Below are 19,249 nucleotides of genomic sequence, written 5' to 3' on the forward strand. Positions count from 1 at the left end.
TATGCTTGCAAGAGTTGCCAATAACCTATTTTGGATGGGTAGATACATAGAACGTGCCGAACACATCGCTCGTTTTATGAACGTGAACTATTTTTCATCATTAGATGCTCCGAACCAGCTTTCACATTCGCGGGATTTTGTGTTACAATCCATGTTGTTCATGGTCGGCGACCCCGTTTCCGATCCGCAAAAGGAACTTAATGAAGAAGCGGTGTTGTTTGATTTGGGACTAAACCCCGCTAAGCCCTACTCCATTATCAGTAGCATAAAAATTGCCAGAGAAAACGCGAATAGTTCCCGTGATTTGATATCAACAGAGCTGTATGAAAGTTTGAACAAGTTTTATCACTTTGTGATGAATTACCACACGGATACCTACGTTAAAACCAACTTGTATGATTTTACCATGAACATTACGGAAATGACAGCCGTTTTACGTGGTAAAATTAGGGGTACTTTGTTACACGATGAAGTTTATGCCATCATCATGATGGGCGTGAACATCGAAAGGGCCATCCAGATCACCCGTATCATCAATACCAAATACAACGATGCCCTCATGGCCAAAGGAAGCTACAAAGATCCTATCGGCAATAGTTATGAATGGAGCACTTTGTTAAAATGTGCCGAATCCTATGATATGATGCGAAGGTTGTACAAAAAAACTCCCAATGGGACATCTACATTGGAGTTTTTACTATTGAACGGCAAATGCCCAAGATCGTTCATGAATTGCATCAACCAAGTTCACAAGCATATTTTAGAAATCGACAAAAAGGTGGAGTACTCCCAAAGTTCCACAGCATTTTTGGTTGGAAAAGTCAAAGCAGAGTTTCAATTTAAACAGATCGATGAAATATTGGAGGATATCCAAGGAAACTTGGACATGATTCTTAATAAGATGTTCAAAATTAGTGAAAGCATGGAGAAAGAATTCTTCAATTACTGATCCTTTTTTGAGTACCTTGGCCCGATTGAAATTCACCTAGATGCTGTATGAATATGAAATAGATTATGATACTCGAAACTCTTATGAAAAAGGGTTGAACGAGGCATTCTGGCAGTTTTTAATCATCCCGGAAGAGAATGATACCCAAGAACTTACCTATTGGCATTTTGAGAACGATCTTGACGAAAACAACAGCGTTTCCGAAAATGGCCTGGGATTTAAAACCGTGCAGGTACGTTCCAAAAAAGTGTTGGACCATATTAAGTTCAATGCTCACTTTAAACTCACTAAAAAAGAGGTCAATCCGTTCGATTTTGATCTGCCCTTGGACATTGATGAAGAACGAAAATTAGTGGATAGCTTGGATTTTAGGGTCGATTACGAACCTTACCTTAGAAAAACGAGTTTCACTCAATTGCTCGAAGAGCATAAGTCCATTTACGCCTTCGATTCCAAAAAATCAATTTTTGAAAACTTGACTGACCTCAATCGCTGGGTGTATGGTCATTTGTACTTTAAAACCGGGGTCACGGATGTCAATACCAATTTGGACGAAATCATAGAAAACCGACATGGCGTTTGTCAGGATTTCACCCATTTATTCTGCGCCATAGCCAAACATCATGGGGTTCCGGCCAGATATGTATCCGGTTATTTACATCAAGGGCACGGTTTTTTTGGGGATTCACAGATGCATGCCTGGGCCGAAGCCTTTGTACCCAACGTTGGTTGGGTAGGTTTTGATCCCACAAACAACGTTTTGGCCAACCAGAACCACATAAAGGTCTGTCATGGAAAGGACTACACCGATTGTGCCCCTTTAAAAGGAGTCGTGTATACACTGGGCAAAAACGAAACGGAATATTCGGTGTCGGTAAAAGCCGCACAACAACAGTAAAATACCTAAGGTATTCTGCAGAAAGAAACTTATTTTTACCCAAAATACATTACATGGTAACCACAGATCAGCAAAAAGATCTTATTGAGCGCCTTGGTGCGTTAAGGAGGTATCTTTGACATTGATGCCAAACTTATTGAAATAGAGAATGAGGAAGAAAAAACCCTTGCTCCAGGTTTTTGGGACAATCCACAAGAAGCCCAAAAACAAATGCAATCCATCAAATCCAAAAAAAAATGGGTGGAAGACTTTGAGGAAGCTAAAACATTGATCGGCGACCTGGAAGTACTTATGGAGTTTCAACAAGCCGACGAGGTTTCCGAGGAGGAGGTCACCAAACAGTTCGACAAAGCATCAGCTGCCATTGAAAAATTGGAGTTCCGAAACATGCTCTCGGATGAAGGTGATGAGCTTACTGCCGTGCTTCAAATTACCGCAGGAGCTGGTGGTACCGAAAGTTGTGACTGGGCCTCTATGCTAATGCGAATGTATATGATGTGGGCCGAAAAGAACGGTTACAAAATCAAGGAACTCAACTACCAAGAAGGCGATGTAGCTGGAATAAAGACGGTAACCCTCGAAATTGAGGGTGAGTATGCCTTTGGATGGCTCAAGGGTGAAAACGGGGTCCATAGATTGGTACGCATCTCGCCTTTTGACAGCAATGCCAAGAGACACACCTCTTTCGCCTCTGTTTATGTGTATCCGTTAGTGGACGATAGTATCGAAATCGAAGTGAATCCCTCGGATATTGAGATAACCACAGCACGGTCAAGCGGAGCTGGAGGGCAAAACGTGAATAAAGTAGAGACCAAGGTACAATTGTTGCACAAACCAACAGGAATCCAAATTTCCTGTTCCGATTCTCGCTCACAACACGATAACAGGGCCACAGCCATGAAAATGTTGAAATCGCAGCTATACGAAATAGAGCTTCGGAAAAAACAAGAGGCCCGTGCGGAAATCGAATCTTCTAAAATGAAAATTGAATGGGGTTCACAAATCCGAAATTATGTGATGCACCCCTATAAATTGGTAAAGGATGTGCGTACAGGCGAGGAAACAGGTAATGTAGACGCTGTAATGGATGGAGACTTGGATGCATTTTTAAAAGCATACTTGATGATGATGGGACAGAAAGAAGAACAAGAATAAAATTATAATCATGATTAAAATATATCATAACCCACGATGCCGAAAATCCAGGGAAGGATTGGCCATCTTGGAGAAATCGGGAAAGGAATTCGAAGTTGTAAAATACTTGGATGATGTACCAAGCAAAGAAGAAATTAAGACGTTGATCGAATATTTGGGAATCGCCCCAATTGACCTGGTCCGTAAAACCGAAGCCATTTGGAAGGAAAAATTCAAAGGGAAAACATTGACGGACGATCAAGTGATCAGCGCGATGGCTGAAAACCCAAAGTTAATTGAGCGGCCCATTGTGGTACATGGCAAAAAGGCAGTTGTGGGAAGACCTCCCGAGAATATTTCAAGTTTGCTATAATTCTGATAACCAGTTAGATTTAACAATGAACTGGGCAATTAATCAAACCTAAACATTATATTTACCCCATGAAAACTACGCAAACTCTGTTTTTTATAAGCTTATTAATCGGTGTGTTTGCCATTGGTGAGGTGTCCGCCCAATATGGTTATGGTTCTCCTTATGGATATGGATCTCGCAGTCTATATGGCCGAGGACGAACTGCTATTCCACAAGCAGGGCCTGTAGATAACCAAAAGGAAGAAACTCCACCTACCGCGGAAGAAATTGTGGATGAGCAAATGCCCTCAATAACTGAAGCTTTGGAACTCGACCCTTTTGAACAAGCCGTTGTTCGTACAACTTTGGTGCAATCCGTTCAACAAAGGATCGAACTTCAAATTTTGCAACTGGAACCTCTAAAAATGAAGTCCGAGGTGGAAAAAATCAAAAGAAGGCAAGACGCGGAACTTAAGGCCGGCCTGTCAGAAGAAAAATTCAATGCCTTTATGGAGCTACAGGAAAACCGTTTCAAGGCCACAAAGAAAAAGAAGCGGAAAAAGAATAAAAAGAATAAGGATTAACAATTCTTTAAGGTCATTCGCAGGATCAAATATGTTGTTGAGGGATAAATATTTCTTACCCTCTTATTTTCCCCCAATTTTTGCATAGTAAAAATCAAACTATGCATAGGATAATCATCCCGATATTATTTTTGACTCTCTCCATTTTTCAAGGAACAGCGCAACAACAAAAACCCATTACAATTTCGGGAAAGGTAGTAGATTCAGATTCCGGGCAGCCTCTGGAATATGCCACATTTGTATTGCAAAGTGCGGAAAACCCTGACCAGGTCACTGGAGGGATAACAGATCTTTCGGGAAATTTTGAGGTAGAGGCCAATCCTGGCACCTATAACATCAGTGTTGAGTTCATATCGTACAAAACATACACGCTTCAAGGCCAAACTTATAATTCCGATACCGATCTGGGATCTATTTCATTATCACCGGATGTGGCACAGTTGGCCGAAGTTGAAGTAGTTGGGGAAAAAACCACGGTCGAGGTTCGTTTGGACAAGAAAATCTATAATATTGGCAAAGACCTTACTACCAGCGGAGCAACAATAAGCGACGCTCTTAGCAACGTACCTTCTGTTAATGTTGATATTGATGGCGCCATCAGCCTTCGTGGAAACGAAAATGTTCGTATACTTATCAATGGTAAACCTTCTGCACTTGCAGGTTTTGGATCCACGGAAGCACTCCAACAACTACCTGCGGATGCCATAGAAAAGGTAGAGGTTATCACCAGTCCATCTGCCCGATATGATGCCGAAGGTACTGCGGGTATATTGAATATTGTTTTAAAAAGGGAAAAGACCCTTGGTTTTAATGGTTCTGTTAACGTATACGCAGGTCATCCGACCAATGGAGGTATCACCGCCAATGCCAACCTCAGAACCGACAAGTTCAATTTTTTCACTACAATTGGTTACCGATATAGAGAAGGGCCCGGTAACGGATTTTTTGATACTAGATATTTTGACCCTAGACAGGATGCCTTTTTGGACAGTATTGCCTATGACAGGAATATCGAGGATCGAAATTATGACCGAATAAATCGCGGCATCAACACCAACTTTGGAATGGAGTATTTCTTCAATAAACAATCTTCCATTACCGCTTCGTATTTTTTCAGAGGAGGAAGTGACGAAGATCTTACCACCAACGCCAACGATTATCTATTGGCCAATAATCCTCAGGTAGGTACAACAAGAAGTGAGCTTGAAACTGAGAAAGATAGGACCCACCAGATATCGCTTAACTACATTAATCGGTTTGATGAAGATGGACAGGTATTGACAGCAGACTTTCAATATGCCGTAGATTCTGAAGAACAAAATGGTTTTATATCGGAACCTGTTCGCTACAATAACACCGATAATACGGATATTAATATTCCAAGGGAAGAAACTTTTGAAACGCAGGATCAAACGGAATATTTAATACAAAGTGACTATGTCTTACCATTTGGTAAGGACTCTCAATTTGAAGCGGGCTATCGAGGGAACTTTGAAAATGAGGTTACAGATTACCGCCTACTTCAAGAAAACGCAAGCGGCATTCTTGAACTCAACGTGAACCAAACGAATATTTTTGATTACACTCAAAATGTGCACGCACTATATTCACAATATGGATCAAAATTTGGTTCTTTCAATTTTCTATTGGGCCTTAGAATGGAAAGTACCCAACTAAAGGGTAAAATAGAATCCGAACTTACCGAGGAGGAGCTGCAGGAAGAATTTTCATTTCCAATAGACACTGATTTCGACAATACCTATACCGGTCTCTTTCCTACCGTTAACCTCATATATGAGTTTAGCGAAACAGAGAATGTTTCTTTGGGATATAACAGGAGGATCAATCGTCCTAGAGGATGGTTCTTGAATCCCTTTCCTTCCAGAAGCAGTAGAACGAATATTTTTCAGGGTAACCCCAACTTACGACCTGCATTTTCAAATGCATTTGATCTGGGATATTTAAAGAGATGGGGTAAAATGACCCTGACTTCATCTGTCTATTACCAGAGGGAAACCGATGCATTTCAAAGAGTTCAGGAACAGGTATTCATTACTGGTCCGGGAGGCTCTCAAGTAGAGGTAGTACGTAACATTCCGTTTAATTTGGCAACCAATAACAGAACAGGTGCCGAACTGGGCCTTCTGTATAATCCTTTTAAATGGCTACGTTTAAATGGAAGCCTTAATTTTTTCAAGTTCAGTCTTGATGGTGAATTCAATGGAGTTGACTATAGTCAATCCAATAATAGTTGGTTTGGACGTTTTAGCTCCAAAGTTACATTACCTTGGAAAATTGATTGGCAGACCAATGCTTTTTACCGTGGTGCATCTGATGAGGTCCAAGGGCGTTCAGACGGCATTTTATCTATTAATCTAGCATTTAGTAAAGACCTTCTAAATGATAATGCCACCATTTCCTTAAATGTTCAGGACCTTTTGAACTCTAGAAAAAGAAGCTCGTTCACAACTACAGATTTTTATGATCAGAACAGTGAATTCCAATGGAGGCAACGACAGATAAGAGTTTCATTTATCTATCGTATCAACGAACAGAAAAAACGTGGACGACCAGACAGGCAAGATGATTATGAAGAAGGACAATTTTAGAGAAATTTTTCCCAAGACTTAAATAGAAAAAGCAGCCCATATAGTGGCTGCTTTTTTTTATAATTCCACATTAAGTAATGAATCTGGGCAAAAAAAATAGTCTCCATTTAAATCAATGAAAACTAATTTTATAAACAGATCGAAAATAAAAAAGAAGCCAAATTTGGCTTCTTTTCGTATATCTTATTCTTCTAGTTGGGCGCGTTTCGCCTCTTTTCTTTCTTTCATCATTTCCCTTAGGTTACCAATCAACCAGTAAGGTACTACAAAGGTCAATAGGAATATCATCAACCAAAAACCGATTGTCAAAATTGTTAGAAAAGCTAAAAACCCTAAATATTGGTCAAATTCGAACATCTTTACTCCTTTTGTTTTAACAAAGATACTTTCTTCTTATCAAAAAAAGCAAATAGATAGACAAAAAAAGTGTATTTATCCTCATCAACTACCATATAAATGCCCTATATCCTACCTTTGTAGGACAAAATTTTAAACTATGAGTTTCAGGATTGAAAAAGACACCATGGGCGAGGTAAAAGTACCCGCCGATAAATATTGGGGCGCCCAAACCGAACGTTCCCGAAACAACTTTAAAATTGGTGCTCCGGCATCCATGCCCTTGGATGTGGTGTACGGATTTGCTTATTTAAAAAAGGCCGCGGCCTATACCAATCACGAACTGGGTGTGCTAAGCCAAGAAAAAAGAGACCTTATTGCACAGGTTTGCGATGAAATACTCGAAGGTAAGCACGATGACCAGTTCCCTTTGGTCATCTGGCAAACTGGCTCAGGTACGCAGAGCAATATGAACGTGAACGAGGTAATTGCCAATCGCGCACATGAAATTGCTGGCAAAAAAATTGGAGAAGGTGAAAAAACCATTCAACCGAATGACGATGTGAACAAGAGTCAATCTTCCAACGACACTTTCCCAACGGGAATGCACATTGCCGCTTACAAAAAAATAGTAGAAGTAACTATTCCCGGTGTAGAGCAGTTGCGAAATACGTTGCAGAAAAAATCAGAAGAGTTCAAAGATGTGGTGAAGATTGGAAGAACCCACTTAATGGATGCCACTCCCCTGACCTTGGGACAAGAGTTTTCGGGTTACGTTTCACAATTGGACCATGGCCTGAAAGCTTTAAAAAACACCTTGGCACATTTGAGCGAGCTTGCTCTTGGGGGAACCGCTGTGGGTACAGGTTTGAACACACCCAAAGGATACGATGTGCTTGTGGCCAAGTACATTTCTGAATTTACCGGAAAACCTTTTATTACGGCTGAAAATAAGTTTGAAGCCTTAGCGGCACACGATGCAATTGTGGAAAGCCACGGTGCGTTGAAGCAATTGGCGGTTTCCTTGAATAAAATTGCCAACGACATCCGAATGATGGCTTCTGGTCCGCGTTCTGGAATCGGAGAAATCATTATTCCTGCCAACGAACCTGGAAGTTCCATAATGCCGGGCAAAGTAAACCCGACACAATGTGAGGCTATGACCATGGTATGTGCACAGGTGATGGGGAACGACGTGGCCATTGGCGTTGGAGGTACTCAGGGTCATTACGAGCTTAATGTCTTTAAACCCGTTATGGCTGCCAATATTTTGCAATCTGCCCAATTGATCGGGGATGCTTGTGTCAGTTTTGATGTAAACTGTGCTTCTGGTATCGAGCCAAACTACGATACCATTAAAACCTTATTGAACAACTCGTTGATGTTGGTGACAGCCTTGAATACCAAAATCGGCTACTACAAAGCCGCCGAGATTGCCAACACGGCGCATAAAAATGGCACCACGCTCAGAGAAGAGGCCATTAACCTTGGTTATGTAACCCCAGAAGAATATGATGAGTGGGTAAAACCTGAGGATATGGTAGGCAGTTTAAAATAAGCTACTAAAAATTGAAGCATAAAAAAGGCCCGTCCAAAATTGGACGGGCCTTTTTAGTATAGTGATAGTGTGTGTTTATTACTTCAATTCGAAGCTGGAAGTACCCAACAATTTCAATTTGCTGTCATACACATTTACCATGTAGTTTCCATCTTGGAAATCTCCACTTGGCTTGTTTATGTAGTCACAAACATCCAAAGCATCGTTTTCATAATAGAAGTTGGTTCCTTTACTATAGGTTAGGGAAGTACCTTCTTCAGTAGTTTTAGTCAAACCTTCGCCCAAAACGTTACCTTGAGGTCCAAGAACTTCAATATAGAATTCTCTGTCTCCTGCTTCGGCAATTACGTTATCAGCAATAGTAAAACAAACTTTGAACTTATCAGTAGCTCTAGCTCTTCTTGTAGAAACCAATTTACCGCTGTTTCTTTCCTTGATCGCATCAACACTAATAGTGCTTAGGTTAAGGGCAGAACCTTTTTCAACGGCATCGGCCAATTGCGTGTTCTGGATGATCAAAGAATCGTTGAAAACAGTTTGTTGCTCCAATTCAGCAAAAGTACTGTCTCTTTGCATGGCCAACAAGCTGTTGGACTGAGTCAAGGAATCAACTTGCTTTAATAATTGTTCTCTTTCTTTCTTAAGAACGCTTACTTGTCTTCTGTAACGGGAAAGTGTTGCAATATCAGCTTTCATGCTGCTTACAGAATCGATGTATTTTGCAATGTTGTCTCTAGCTGCAACCAACTCTTCGTTAGTGGCATTGCTTTCCAAAATAGCTTTGTCGTATTCAGACTTCAAGTTGTTCAAGTCCTCTACAACTAATTCTTTTTCTTCTGTAAGGGCTTTTGTGGTTTGTTTTTTATCTTGATAAAGACTTACAGTGTAAATAATGGTTCCCAAAAGAACTACACCCAACAGACCGGCAATTACTTTCAATCCGTTATTGTTATTTTTTGTTTCAGTCATAACTTTTAGTTTTAATTGATTCTCGTTTATAGTTTTTAATCAATCGTGTTTGGTTTATATACGCATTGGATTCGCTTTTGGATTATTTGGATAAAAATAATCTTGACAAAAATTATAATTCTGCCCATTATCCCTTATTTTTAAAGGGATTTAAAAAAAGAAATTACCATGAAAAAAAATATACTTTTAATTGCCAGCACCTTACTGATCATCTTGGTTTCATGTAAAGAAAAAGAAAAGAAACAAGAGGAAACTGCAGAGGTGAAGACCGAAATGGAAGAAATGGAGGCTCCCTCCCCTGCGGAAATTATTCCTATTGAACATGCCACTGCGGTAATTGAATGGGATGGTAACACTATATATATAGACCCTGTTGGTGGCAAGGCCGCTTTTGAAGGTCAAGAATCACCGGACATGATTTTTATTACAGATGTGCACGGCGACCACTTTAATCCCGAAACCCTGAACGAATTGAATCTGGAAGGAGTTCAGATTATTGCTCCCGATGCTGTAAAATTGCAAATGGAAGAAGGTTTATCGTCCAAAACCACCGCTATGAAAAATGGTGAAACCAAAGAAATGGCCGGTTTTTCCGTAAAAGCCATTCCTATGTACAACCTTCGTGAAGAGGCAAAGGACTTTCACGTAAAGGGTAGAGGAAATGGTTATGTGTTCACCTTTGGTGATGAACGCATCTATTTTTCCGGTGATACAGAAGATATTCCAGAAATGCGTGCTTTGGAAAATATTGACAAAGCCTTTGTATGTATGAACCTACCCTACACCATGACCGTGGAAAGTGCTGCAGATGCCGTATTGGATTTTAAGCCCAAACAGGTATACCCATATCATTTTAGGGGAAGACCAGAGGTTAGTGATGTGGAAAAGTTCAAAAACCTAGTAAACGAAGGTGACTCCAACATTGAGGTAGTGCAATTGGACTGGTATCCTACCGAAGATTATTAGTCTTATGAAATAATAACGGGTTTTCCTCGTTAGAACAACAAACTTAATAACCAAAAAACTTGAATATGGCTCCCAAATCCCATGTTTTAGTAGTTTTGGCAATATTTTTTGCCTTACAAGCTACCTACGCTAATCAATGCGATAATTTTTATTCCAAAGTAACTTATGCGCTCAGTCATGGTAAAAAGGCCATGGAAGCCACTAATTTTGAGCACCAAATGTACTACGCCGAAAGAGCTTTGACCGCTCTGGAAAAAGGTGAAACATTCATGGCAGAATGCACTTGCGTTAAAGCCAAGAACAAAACATTGGATGCCATGGAAACATTGGACAAGGCTATTGAACCCGCTGACTGGGAAGCCGGTAGGTTCTTCACCAAAAAAGCATTGGGCGAAATCAACGAATTGATTACCATTTTAGACCAATGTACGCTTGGAACTACAAACAGTGAAGCAACAGTTGAAGTGGAGGTTTCTGATGAAAAAGAAAACCCTGAAACTGAAGTTGCCGAAACAACTTCGGTAGCATCCATGGAACTGGAAATGATCAAAGTGTTCGAAAAACACGCCGATGATAAACTCCGATCCGCCGAACAGGCCATTGAGCAATTGGTGGAACTTTCCAATTCCATCGGTTCAAGTCCAGGTAACAACCAAGACCCAAATAGTTTGGCGGCACACCAAAAGGCTTATTTGGAGAAAGCCAAAAAACTATTGGAGGAAGGAATCAAAAATCTCAGCGGAGAATAATTCCTCCTTTTTTAACGAATCAATTTTTTGTACTTGATACGCTTGGGCATGATATCCGTTCCCAAGCGTTTCTTTTTGTTCTCTTCGTAATCAGAGAAAGAACCTTCAAAGAAATACACCTGTGAATCGCCTTCAAACGCAAGGATGTGTGTACAAATCCTATCCAAGAACCATCTGTCGTGGGAGATGATCACAGCACAGCCTGCAAAATTCTCCAAACCTTCTTCCAAGGCACGAAGCGTGTTCACATCCAAATCATTGGTAGGCTCATCCAAAAGCAGTACGTTACCCTCTTCTTTTAAGGTCATTGCCAAGTGGAGGCGGTTACGCTCACCACCAGAGAGCATACTCACTTTTTTATTCTGCTCGCTACCAGAGAAATTAAATCGGCTGAGATAAGCACGGGAATTCACCTGCTTCCCTCCCATCATAATCAATTCTTGGCTATCGCTAAAGTTTTCCCAGATGGTTTTCTCCGGGTCGATATTGGAGTGAGATTGGTCCACATAGGCCAACTTTGCAGTTTCACCAACAATAAACTCCCCTTTGTCCGGGGTCTCTTCGCCCATGATCATTTTAAAAATGGTGGTCTTACCAGCACCGTTCGGACCAATAATACCCACAATACCAGCTTGTGGTAATTTAAAGTTTAAGTCTTCATATAATAGTTTGTCCCCAAAAGCTTTGCTCACGCCCTTGGCCTCAATTACGTTAGTACCCAAACGAGGTCCGTTCGGAATGTAAATCTCCAACTTCTCCTCGATTTGTTTTTGATCTTGGCTGAGCAGCTTGTCATAATTCTTTAAACGGGCCTTTTGTTTTGCCTGTCTTCCTTTAGCGCCTTGACGGACCCAGTCCAGCTCTCGTTCCAGTGTTTTTTGACGCTTGGAAGCTTGTTTGCTTTCTTGCTCCAATCGTTTTGCCTTTTGGTCCAACCAACTGGAATAGTTTCCTTTCCATGGAATTCCTTCTCCACGGTCCAGTTCCAAAATCCAACCAGCAACGTTATCCAAGAAATAACGGTCGTGCGTTACGGCAATCACGGTTCCTTTATATTGTGCCAAATGGTGTTCCAACCAATGTACGGATTCGGCATCCAAGTGGTTCGTAGGCTCATCCAGCAACAACACATCGGGCTCTTTCAACAACAAACGGCACAAGGCTACCCTTCTGCGTTCACCGCCGGAAAGCACGCTTATTTTTTTGTCGGATTCCGGAGTACGAAGGGCGTCCATCGCAATCTCCAATTTTGTGTCCAGTTCCCAAGCATTTGCCGCATCAATTTGATCTTGAAGCGCTGCTTGTTTGTCCATCAACTTTTGCATCTTATCGGCGTCCTCATAAACTTCGGGCAAACCGAACATATCGTTGATTTTGTTGTACTCGTCCAAAATGGCCACGGTCTCCGCAACACCTTCCTTTACCACTTCCAGAACGGTCTTGTTCTCGTCCAACTGTGGCTCTTGCTCCAAATAACCAACAGAGTAACCTGGCGAGAACACCACATCACCCTGATAATTTTTGTCCACGCCTGCGATTATTTTCAACAAAGTGGACTTACCCGAACCGTTTAGACCCAAAATCCCGATTTTGGCTCCGTAGAAAAAGCTTAGGTAAATATTTTTAAGTACAGGGGTATTGGCCGTTTTAAAGGTTTTGGTTACCCCAGACATTGAAAAAATGACTTTCTTATCGTCTGACATTTACTGTAAATTAAATTGTTTATGAAAAAGAGGCTACACTCTACCTTTAAGGGCATTGAAAACCCAAGCTACGGCAAAAAATCCTATTCCAACAGCAGCAAAGCCCCATCCTGCTACTTCATCATATTTAAAAGCTCCAAGTGCAATCATTCCCAAACCAACCAAAATCATGATCCATGTGGCATAGGCCAGCACTGTGTTCTTATTCATTCCCATTGTATAAATTTCTGAAGAGTTTCAAATATCGTAAAAATCGGTCTAATGTAAAGTTATTATTAAGGATTATGTTTCAAAAGGAAAGCTTACCCCGCATTTTTTCCTTACCGTGTCCAATAACTCTGACAAATCAAGGCTGTTTTGATGCGACCATAGATCACTCTGGATCTTGTTTTCCTTCAAACATTTATGGACCTCCAGTATTTCGTAGTAATATCCGATACCCGTTAAAGGCAAACTGACTTCATTGCTTTCATCATCCTTCACCAAGATATATCCATCAGCTTCATGCCATCGTGGGTTCAAGAATAGCTCCCCGGCCGTACCGGATATTTCTGCCTCCATTTTAGAATGGCTTGTAAGTCCACTATAGAGTACTGATTGGGCATCTTTATAATCAAAGATCATACTGGTCTGCAGCTCTGTACCGTTTTTATGGAATTTTGATGTAGCCATGATTTCATCTGGCATGCCCAACAACAAATAGGAAAGGAAAATGGGGTAAATACCTATATCCAATATACTACCCGACGCCAAATCAGGGTTCAATAACCTGGAATCCAAACCTTTGTCCAAAGCATAGAAAGCAAAATCAGCGTGAATGTATTTTAAATCCCCCACAACACCATCATCCACAAGTTGCTTGACTTTTTGAATCGAAGGATTGAACCGAGACCACATAGCTTCCATCAAAAAAGCATTGTGCTTCTTTGAGGCGTTTACCTGTTCCATCACTTCTGCCCTATTGATGCCCATTGGTTTTTCGCACAAAACACCAATACCATTCTCCAAGGCCTTTACAGATAGATCTTTGTGAAAATTATGGGGTGTGGCAATATAAACCACATCCACTGTTCCCGATTCAAAGAGCTCATCGTAACTACCAAAAGCATTTTTGGCACCATATTCTTTTGCAAATTCCTGTGCCCGTTCCAAGGATCGGGACGCTACCGAAGTAACTTCGGCATCTTCCACCAGTTGAAGGTCTTCGATAAATTTTCTAGCTATTTTTCCTGGGCCTACAACGCCCCATCTTATTTTGGTTTCCATATAAACCAAAAGTAATAATTATAACTCCGTATCTTTAACCAACTAAAATGAATTCTCAAAAAGAATGGATATAAACTTCAATAAAAACGAAGATCAAAATAAATTAAAGCTTTCCGAACTGAAGCGGAAATTGGCAAAAGTGAAACTTGGTGGTGGTAAAAACCGTATTGAAAAACACCATGCCAAAGGCAAAATGACGGCAAGAGAGCGTATTGAGTATTTACTGGACGATGATGCGGAATCCATTGAAATAGGCGCCTTTGCCGGAGAGGATATGTACGAGGAGCATGGTGGATGCCCTTCTGGCGGTGTTGTCGTAAAGGTTGGGTATGTGCAAGGCAAACAATGTGTTGTAGTTGCCAATGATGCCACGGTAAAAGCAGGGGCTTGGTTCCCTATCACGGGAAAAAAGAATCTACGTGCCCAAGAAATTTCCATAGAAAACAGGCTCCCGATTATTTATTTGGTGGACAGTGCAGGGGTTTACTTGCCCATGCAAGATGAAATATTTCCCGATAAGGAACATTTTGGCCGCATTTTCAGGAACAATGCCGTAATGAGCAGTATGGGCATCACCCAAATTGCAGCGGTAATGGGCAGCTGTGTTGCTGGGGGTGCATACTTGCCCATTATGAGCGACGAGGCCTTGATCGTGGACAAAACAGGAAGTATTTTTTTAGCAGGAAGTTATTTGGTGAAAGCTGCTATTGGGGAATCCATTGACAATGAAACCTTGGGTGGCGCTACCACACACTCGGAAATTAGCGGGGTAACCGATTACAAAGCCAAAGACGATAAAGATGCCTTGGACAAAATCAAAAACATAGTAGATAAAATAGGAGATTTTGATAAGGCCGGGTTCAACAGGGTCGAGGCGAAAAAACCAGCAGAAAACCCCGATGATATTTTTGGACTGTTACCTGCATCACGCAGTGACCAATACGATATGCTTGAAATTATAAAACGTTTGGTGGACGATTCTGAATTTGAGCAATACAAAGAAGGATACGGACAAACTATTTTAACGGGCTATGCACGAATCGACGGCTGGGCCGTGGGCATTGTGGCCAATCAACGAAAAGTGGTGAAGACCAAAAAAGGCGAAATGCAATTTGGTGGTGTCATCTATTCAGATTCTGCGGACAAGGCCACCCGATTTATCGCCAATTGCAATCAAAAGAAAATTCCTCTTGTTTTTTTACAAGATGTTACTGGTTTTATGGTGGGCAGTAAAAGTGAGCACGGTGGCATTATTAAGGACGGTGCCAAAATGGTAAATGCCGTGAGCAATTCGGTAGTGCCCAAATTCACCATTGTGATCGGCAACAGTTATGGAGCCGGAAACTATGCCATGTGCGGTAAAGCCTATGATCCACGATTGATCGTAGCATGGCCCAGTGCCGAACTTGCGGTAATGAGCGGAAATTCGGCTGCCAAAGTGCTTTTACAAATTGAAAAAGCCAGTTTGGAGAAAAGCGGTAAACCTGTTGATGCCGAAAAGGAAAAAGAGCTATTCGATAAAATTAAAAAGCGCTACGACGATCAAATATCACCCTATTATGCGGCTGCAAGGCTTTGGACCGATGCCATCATAAATCCATTGGATACCCGTAAATGGATTTCCATGGGCATTGAGGCCGCGAACCATGCACCTATCAAGAAAAAGTTCAATATGGGCGTACTTCAAGTATAATCCTTATCTGCTACTTTGCACAAGTCTTGATGGGAGATTAAAATCGAACAAATGTTGGTTGGCCCCTTTTGTTCCCAACCGATATACGTTGATTTCCTTGCTCTGCAACTTGCTACCATAATTTCGATAGATGGTCACTTTAAGGTAAGATGGTGTCAATTGTTTGTTGCCGTGGTATGTGGTATTTACCTTCCATGTTCCCTGTAGTTCATCATCCAATAAAAAGTCGGACATGGAGTACCCTAGTTTTTTTTCCGATCGTATGCGTTCCGGCATTTCCACCAAAGTATGCTTCCAGTTGAAATATTGGTTATCCGGGTTTACAAACTGCAGGTCGAATTCCGCTTCGGAATCGTTCCATTCAAACACCAGTCTTGTGGAAAATTGTTCCAACAAACCATTTGTATTGGATTCTTTTTGTGTGTCGAACAGGTCTTCCATTTCTCTTTCTATCATTTGAGAAAGCTCCGTGCTATCGGAAGAAATCAATCCTTCGTCAATCAAATAGGCAAGTCTCGCATATACTGAATTTGCTTGGTCCCTATCACCAATATTTTGGTAACTTTTCGCCAAATCAATAAAGCTTTGCGTATAATCTGGTCGCAACAGATATGCCTTCTTGTACATGTGGTGTGCATGCTCGAATCTAGATTGGGATTCATAAATAAATGCCAATGTTTTTATCCAAACTGGATTTGATTCAAAATATGGTAATCCGTCCTTCAAGATGGTATCTGCGGATACCTCGCCGTATTTTTCGAAAAACAGTTTATAGGAGTCCAAATAAAAATATGGGATGCCCGAGAAATCTTGTCGATACTTTTGATATATCCCAAAAGCGTTTTCAAGATTGGAGGAATTTTCCATTTCCTTTAAATAGGTTGGCAATTCGTTTTTTATTTCCGACCGAGAAACCACTTTACCGGTTACAAAATTGTTCCTGAGTCTAGCCTGATCGTAGTATTTTGAACTATTCTTCTCTCTTAATCCATGAACCCCATTTGAGGTGTTTATAATCACCACTCCCCCGCGAGCAATGGGACCATATCGCCAAACCGCTTGAACACCAGGAATTATGCCTACTCGCTTGATATTGGAAACATCTAACCAAATTGGTGGGTCGTTAAAAATATTACCGTCGACCTCGAACAAAGCTGGACTTTTGTTGTTTGATGTAGCACCTCCCCTTAAAAACAGGGTGCGAACAAATTGTCCAGTGAAAGAATTAAAGTGATTTTCCACTTTTATACCCGACCTTCGACTTGCAATGGCATGCAACACATCGGAACCTTGATTGAACTCGGATCCATCTATCACCTTTAGGTGATAGGCCGTGCTTGCAGGACTTAAGTATCCAAATGACGTATTTACAATTGAAGAATCCTTATTATAATTCATAGCGAGATTCTTCTGCTTGCTGATTTTCTCCGTAACCACAACTTCATCCAACATTTCCACCTTGGGCAGCATAGCAATATTTAAAATCCTGGTCACATCCTCAACAATAATGGTGAGTGTATCCATACCCACGTATGTAAAACGCAATTCCTCACGAGGGGAGGCCTTTATGTTGTATCTACCCTCCTTGTCGGTTGACGTGCCTGATTCTGTGGTCAAATTGGTCACATGTACATTGGACAACGGATTATCACCATCCGTCACACGTCCGGTAATGGTATTTTGTGCTAGACCTGAGGTCAGGGTAAATACAAGAAACAATATGGAACAAACAGCTTTCAATTATTGGCTACCTTGGTTGTGAGGTTGAAATCGAACAAATGTTGATTGGCCCCTTTGGTACCCATACGAAACACTTTAATTTCTTTGCTTTGCAATTTGCTGCCGTAGTTACGGTAAATGGTCACTTTTAAGTAAGATGGCGTTAATTGTTTGTTGCCGTGATAGGTGGCATTCACTTTCCAAATACCCGGCAGCTCCTCATCCAGTATAAAATCGGCCATAGAATAGCCAAATTTCTTTTCGGACCTGATTCGTTCAGGCATTTCCACCAAAGTATGCTTCCAGTTGAAATATTGGTTAGCCGGGTTTACAAACTGCAGGTCGAATTCCGCTTCGGAGTCGTTCCATTCAAACACCAGTCTTGTGGAAAAGTCATCTTCCTCATACTTCTTCCTGTTTTTGATCTTCAGCGTACTGTTTTCCAATTTGAACAAATTCTTCACCTCTCGCTTCATGATCATGCCCAATTCCATACTATCAACGGGCAGCATTCCCTCATCCTGAAGATAGGCATGTCTTGCATACAGGGTGGTAGCCGATTTTGGCTCGCCCACATTGCGATAGCTGTTGGCCATATCGATAAAGCTCTGGGCATAATCCGGACGTAAACAGTATATTTTTTTATAAATGTCATGGGCCTTATCGAACCGCTCTTCTTTTTCCAAAGTATAGGCAAGAGCTTTTAACATTACTGGGTTTTTATCCATTGCTTCAATAAACTCCTCCATAATTTTATTGGCAAAGTCCTCTTCTCCTTCTTGCTCGAAAAAATAAGCGTAGGAATCCAATAGAAAATGAGGATGACTACCATAGATAGCCCGGTTGTTGTTGTATATGGTTTTTGCTTCTGCCACCGAGCTACTTTTTCGAAGTTGTTCCGAATAATTGGGCAATGTCTGATTGGTCACGTTTCCTGTAACATCGCCTTTCTTTACAAAGTTGTTACGAAGCTTTGCATGATCATAAGGCTTATTGTTTTCTCTAGGGGTAATGGTTCCAGTTTTCGTGTTGATCACAACAACACCCCCTAAACCAAGTGTACCATAAAGAGAGGTCGCGATTAATGAAGGAATAAAAGCCATCCTTTTTATATTTCCAACGAACTGAAAGCAATCCACTTTACTTAAAACCATGCCATCCACATCAAAAACAGCTTTTCTTGGGAAGTTTATACTTTGTAGCCCTCTCATGGATACAATAAGTTCACCCTTTGGGCTGCAGTATGATTTTACTCCAGCAAATTGACCTTGAATGGCCAAACTTAAGTTGAGTTCTTGATTTAATTCTTCCTCATCGAGAATTCTCATTGAAAAGGCTGTGGCTTCCTTATCCATAAAACCAAAAGCTGATTTTATAATATTTGGATTGGAATCATATTGCAATTTCATTTCCTTTTGACCTTTTAAGATCGTTTTGGATACCGTTACCTCATCCAGTTCCTCGACCTTGGGGTTCATTGTTACATTCAGAATTCGAGTAACATCCTCCACCATGATCGTTACGGTATCCATACCCATGTAGGTATATCGGAGTTCTTGACGGGGTTCCGCCATGATTTGATATTCTCCCTCAGCATCAGAAGTCGTTTTACTTCCTAAAGCTAAATTGGCAATCTGAACATTGGACAATGCCGATTTACCATCGGTAACACGACCCGTTATATTTTTTTGACCAAAGGTCGAACCAGAAAACAAAAGGAAAAATCCTGCGAAAATCAGTAATCTCATAGCAACTTGAAAATTA

The 19,249-nt window shown here is 41.0% G+C and carries 16 protein-coding genes; 10 read left to right on the forward strand and 6 right to left on the reverse strand.

Translation table 11 applies throughout. The annotated features are described in order from the left end of the window. Position 1 precedes the first annotated feature (1 nt). The 7 genes from J0X13_RS05775 (at position 2) to fumC (ending at position 8,420) form a co-directional block, all read left to right on the forward strand. On the forward strand, positions 2-949 hold the full coding sequence (locus tag J0X13_RS05775) for an alpha-E domain-containing protein (protein ID WP_207070476.1): 948 nt from the start codon (positions 2-4) through the stop codon (positions 947-949). Between the two features lie 40 nt (positions 950-989). Further along, entirely contained in the window at positions 990-1,847 is an 858-nt protein-coding gene (locus J0X13_RS05780) for a transglutaminase-like domain-containing protein (protein WP_207070477.1), read from the forward strand. Between the two features lie 53 nt (positions 1,848-1,900). Then, positions 1,901-3,002 (forward strand): peptide chain release factor 2 gene (prfB, locus tag J0X13_RS05785; RefSeq protein WP_207070478.1). Its coding sequence is split into 2 segments (ribosomal slippage): positions 1,901-1,963 and positions 1,965-3,002, totalling 1,101 coding nucleotides; the frame shifts between segments, so codons are not numbered across the junction. Between the two features lie 10 nt (positions 3,003-3,012). Continuing rightward, entirely contained in the window at positions 3,013-3,354 is a 342-nt protein-coding gene (gene arsC, locus J0X13_RS05790; RefSeq protein ID WP_207070479.1) for an arsenate reductase (glutaredoxin), read from the forward strand. A 68-nt stretch (positions 3,355-3,422) separates the two neighbouring features. Then, positions 3,423-3,917: a hypothetical protein gene (locus J0X13_RS05795; RefSeq protein WP_207070480.1), complete on the forward strand. Its 495-nt coding sequence runs from the start codon at positions 3,423-3,425 to the stop codon at positions 3,915-3,917. Positions 3,918-4,018: 101 nt separating this feature from the next. Further along, entirely contained in the window at positions 4,019-6,526 is a 2,508-nt protein-coding gene (locus J0X13_RS05800) for a TonB-dependent receptor (RefSeq protein ID WP_207070481.1), read from the forward strand. A 496-nt stretch (positions 6,527-7,022) separates the two neighbouring features. Beyond that, positions 7,023-8,420, forward strand: coding sequence for a class II fumarate hydratase (gene fumC, locus J0X13_RS05805; RefSeq protein WP_207070482.1), 1,398 nt, complete (start codon positions 7,023-7,025; stop codon positions 8,418-8,420). A 78-nt stretch (positions 8,421-8,498) separates the two neighbouring features. Here fumC and J0X13_RS05810 read toward each other — a convergent pair whose 3' ends face one another. Next, positions 8,499-9,389, reverse strand: coding sequence for a DUF8428 domain-containing protein (locus tag J0X13_RS05810; RefSeq protein WP_207026385.1), 891 nt, complete (start codon positions 9,387-9,389; stop codon positions 8,499-8,501). 168 nt (positions 9,390-9,557) lie between these two features. Between J0X13_RS05810 and J0X13_RS05815 the strand changes: the two genes are divergently transcribed. After that, entirely contained in the window at positions 9,558-10,355 is a 798-nt protein-coding gene (locus tag J0X13_RS05815) for an MBL fold metallo-hydrolase (RefSeq protein WP_207070483.1), read from the forward strand. Between the two features lie 65 nt (positions 10,356-10,420). Beyond that, entirely contained in the window at positions 10,421-11,104 is a 684-nt protein-coding gene (locus tag J0X13_RS05820) for a hypothetical protein (protein WP_207070484.1), read from the forward strand. An 11-nt stretch (positions 11,105-11,115) separates the two neighbouring features. Here the strand turns inward: J0X13_RS05820 and ettA are convergent, their stop codons facing one another. The 3 genes from ettA to J0X13_RS05835 all read right to left on the reverse strand — a co-directional run bounded on the left by ettA (position 11,116) and on the right by J0X13_RS05835 (position 14,073). Then, positions 11,116-12,807: an energy-dependent translational throttle protein EttA gene (ettA, locus tag J0X13_RS05825; protein WP_207026382.1), complete on the reverse strand. Its 1,692-nt coding sequence runs from the start codon at positions 12,805-12,807 to the stop codon at positions 11,116-11,118. Between the two features lie 33 nt (positions 12,808-12,840). Further along, positions 12,841-13,023: a CAL67264 family membrane protein gene (locus tag J0X13_RS05830; protein WP_041801594.1), complete on the reverse strand. Its 183-nt coding sequence runs from the start codon at positions 13,021-13,023 to the stop codon at positions 12,841-12,843. Between the two features lie 66 nt (positions 13,024-13,089). Then, the gene (locus J0X13_RS05835) at positions 13,090-14,073 is read right to left on the reverse strand and encodes a Gfo/Idh/MocA family protein (protein ID WP_207070485.1); all 984 of its coding nucleotides are present in this window, start codon (positions 14,071-14,073) and stop codon (positions 13,090-13,092) included. Positions 14,074-14,137: 64 nt separating this feature from the next. On the opposite strand from J0X13_RS05835, the gene J0X13_RS05840 reads away from it, so the two are divergent. Further along, entirely contained in the window at positions 14,138-15,766 is a 1,629-nt protein-coding gene (locus tag J0X13_RS05840; protein WP_207070486.1) for an acyl-CoA carboxylase subunit beta, read from the forward strand. A 3-nt stretch (positions 15,767-15,769) separates the two neighbouring features. Here the strand turns inward: J0X13_RS05840 and J0X13_RS05845 are convergent, their stop codons facing one another. Then, on the reverse strand, positions 15,770-17,506 hold the full coding sequence (locus J0X13_RS05845; RefSeq protein ID WP_207070487.1) for a DUF2135 domain-containing protein: 1,737 nt from the start codon (positions 17,504-17,506) through the stop codon (positions 15,770-15,772). Further along, a complete protein-coding gene (locus J0X13_RS05850; RefSeq protein WP_207070488.1) occupies positions 17,503-19,233 on the reverse strand; it encodes a DUF2135 domain-containing protein in 1,731 nt (576 codons plus the stop codon). Before J0X13_RS05850 ends, J0X13_RS05845 begins: the two co-directional genes overlap by 4 nt. Positions 19,234-19,249: the final 16 nt, after the last annotated feature.

Origin of the sequence: [Muricauda] lutisoli (nom. illeg.) (assembly GCF_017313105.1) — a bacterium.
Taxonomy (GTDB): domain Bacteria; phylum Bacteroidota; class Bacteroidia; order Flavobacteriales; family Flavobacteriaceae; genus Flagellimonas; species Flagellimonas lutisoli.

Coding starts and splice junctions, on each gene's coding strand:
- J0X13_RS05775 (WP_207070476.1), top strand. CDS start 2: ATGCTTGCAAGAGTTGCCAATAACCTATTTTGGATGGGTAGATACATA.
- J0X13_RS05810 (WP_207026385.1), bottom strand. CDS start 9,389: ATGACTGAAACAAAAAATAACAATAACGGATTGAAAGTAATTGCCGGT.
- J0X13_RS05840 (WP_207070486.1), top strand. CDS start 14,138: ATGGATATAAACTTCAATAAAAACGAAGATCAAAATAAATTAAAGCTT.
- J0X13_RS05820 (WP_207070484.1), top strand. CDS start 10,421: ATGGCTCCCAAATCCCATGTTTTAGTAGTTTTGGCAATATTTTTTGCC.
- J0X13_RS05800 (WP_207070481.1), top strand. CDS start 4,019: ATGCATAGGATAATCATCCCGATATTATTTTTGACTCTCTCCATTTTT.
- J0X13_RS05795 (WP_207070480.1), top strand. CDS start 3,423: ATGAAAACTACGCAAACTCTGTTTTTTATAAGCTTATTAATCGGTGTG.
- J0X13_RS05835 (WP_207070485.1), bottom strand. CDS start 14,073: ATGGAAACCAAAATAAGATGGGGCGTTGTAGGCCCAGGAAAAATAGCT.
- J0X13_RS05780 (WP_207070477.1), top strand. CDS start 990: ATGCTGTATGAATATGAAATAGATTATGATACTCGAAACTCTTATGAA.
- J0X13_RS05830 (WP_041801594.1), bottom strand. CDS start 13,023: ATGGGAATGAATAAGAACACAGTGCTGGCCTATGCCACATGGATCATG.
- J0X13_RS05815 (WP_207070483.1), top strand. CDS start 9,558: ATGAAAAAAAATATACTTTTAATTGCCAGCACCTTACTGATCATCTTG.
- fumC (WP_207070482.1), top strand. CDS start 7,023: ATGAGTTTCAGGATTGAAAAAGACACCATGGGCGAGGTAAAAGTACCC.
- arsC (WP_207070479.1), top strand. CDS start 3,013: ATGATTAAAATATATCATAACCCACGATGCCGAAAATCCAGGGAAGGA.
- ettA (WP_207026382.1), bottom strand. CDS start 12,807: ATGTCAGACGATAAGAAAGTCATTTTTTCAATGTCTGGGGTAACCAAA.
- J0X13_RS05850 (WP_207070488.1), bottom strand. CDS start 19,233: ATGAGATTACTGATTTTCGCAGGATTTTTCCTTTTGTTTTCTGGTTCG.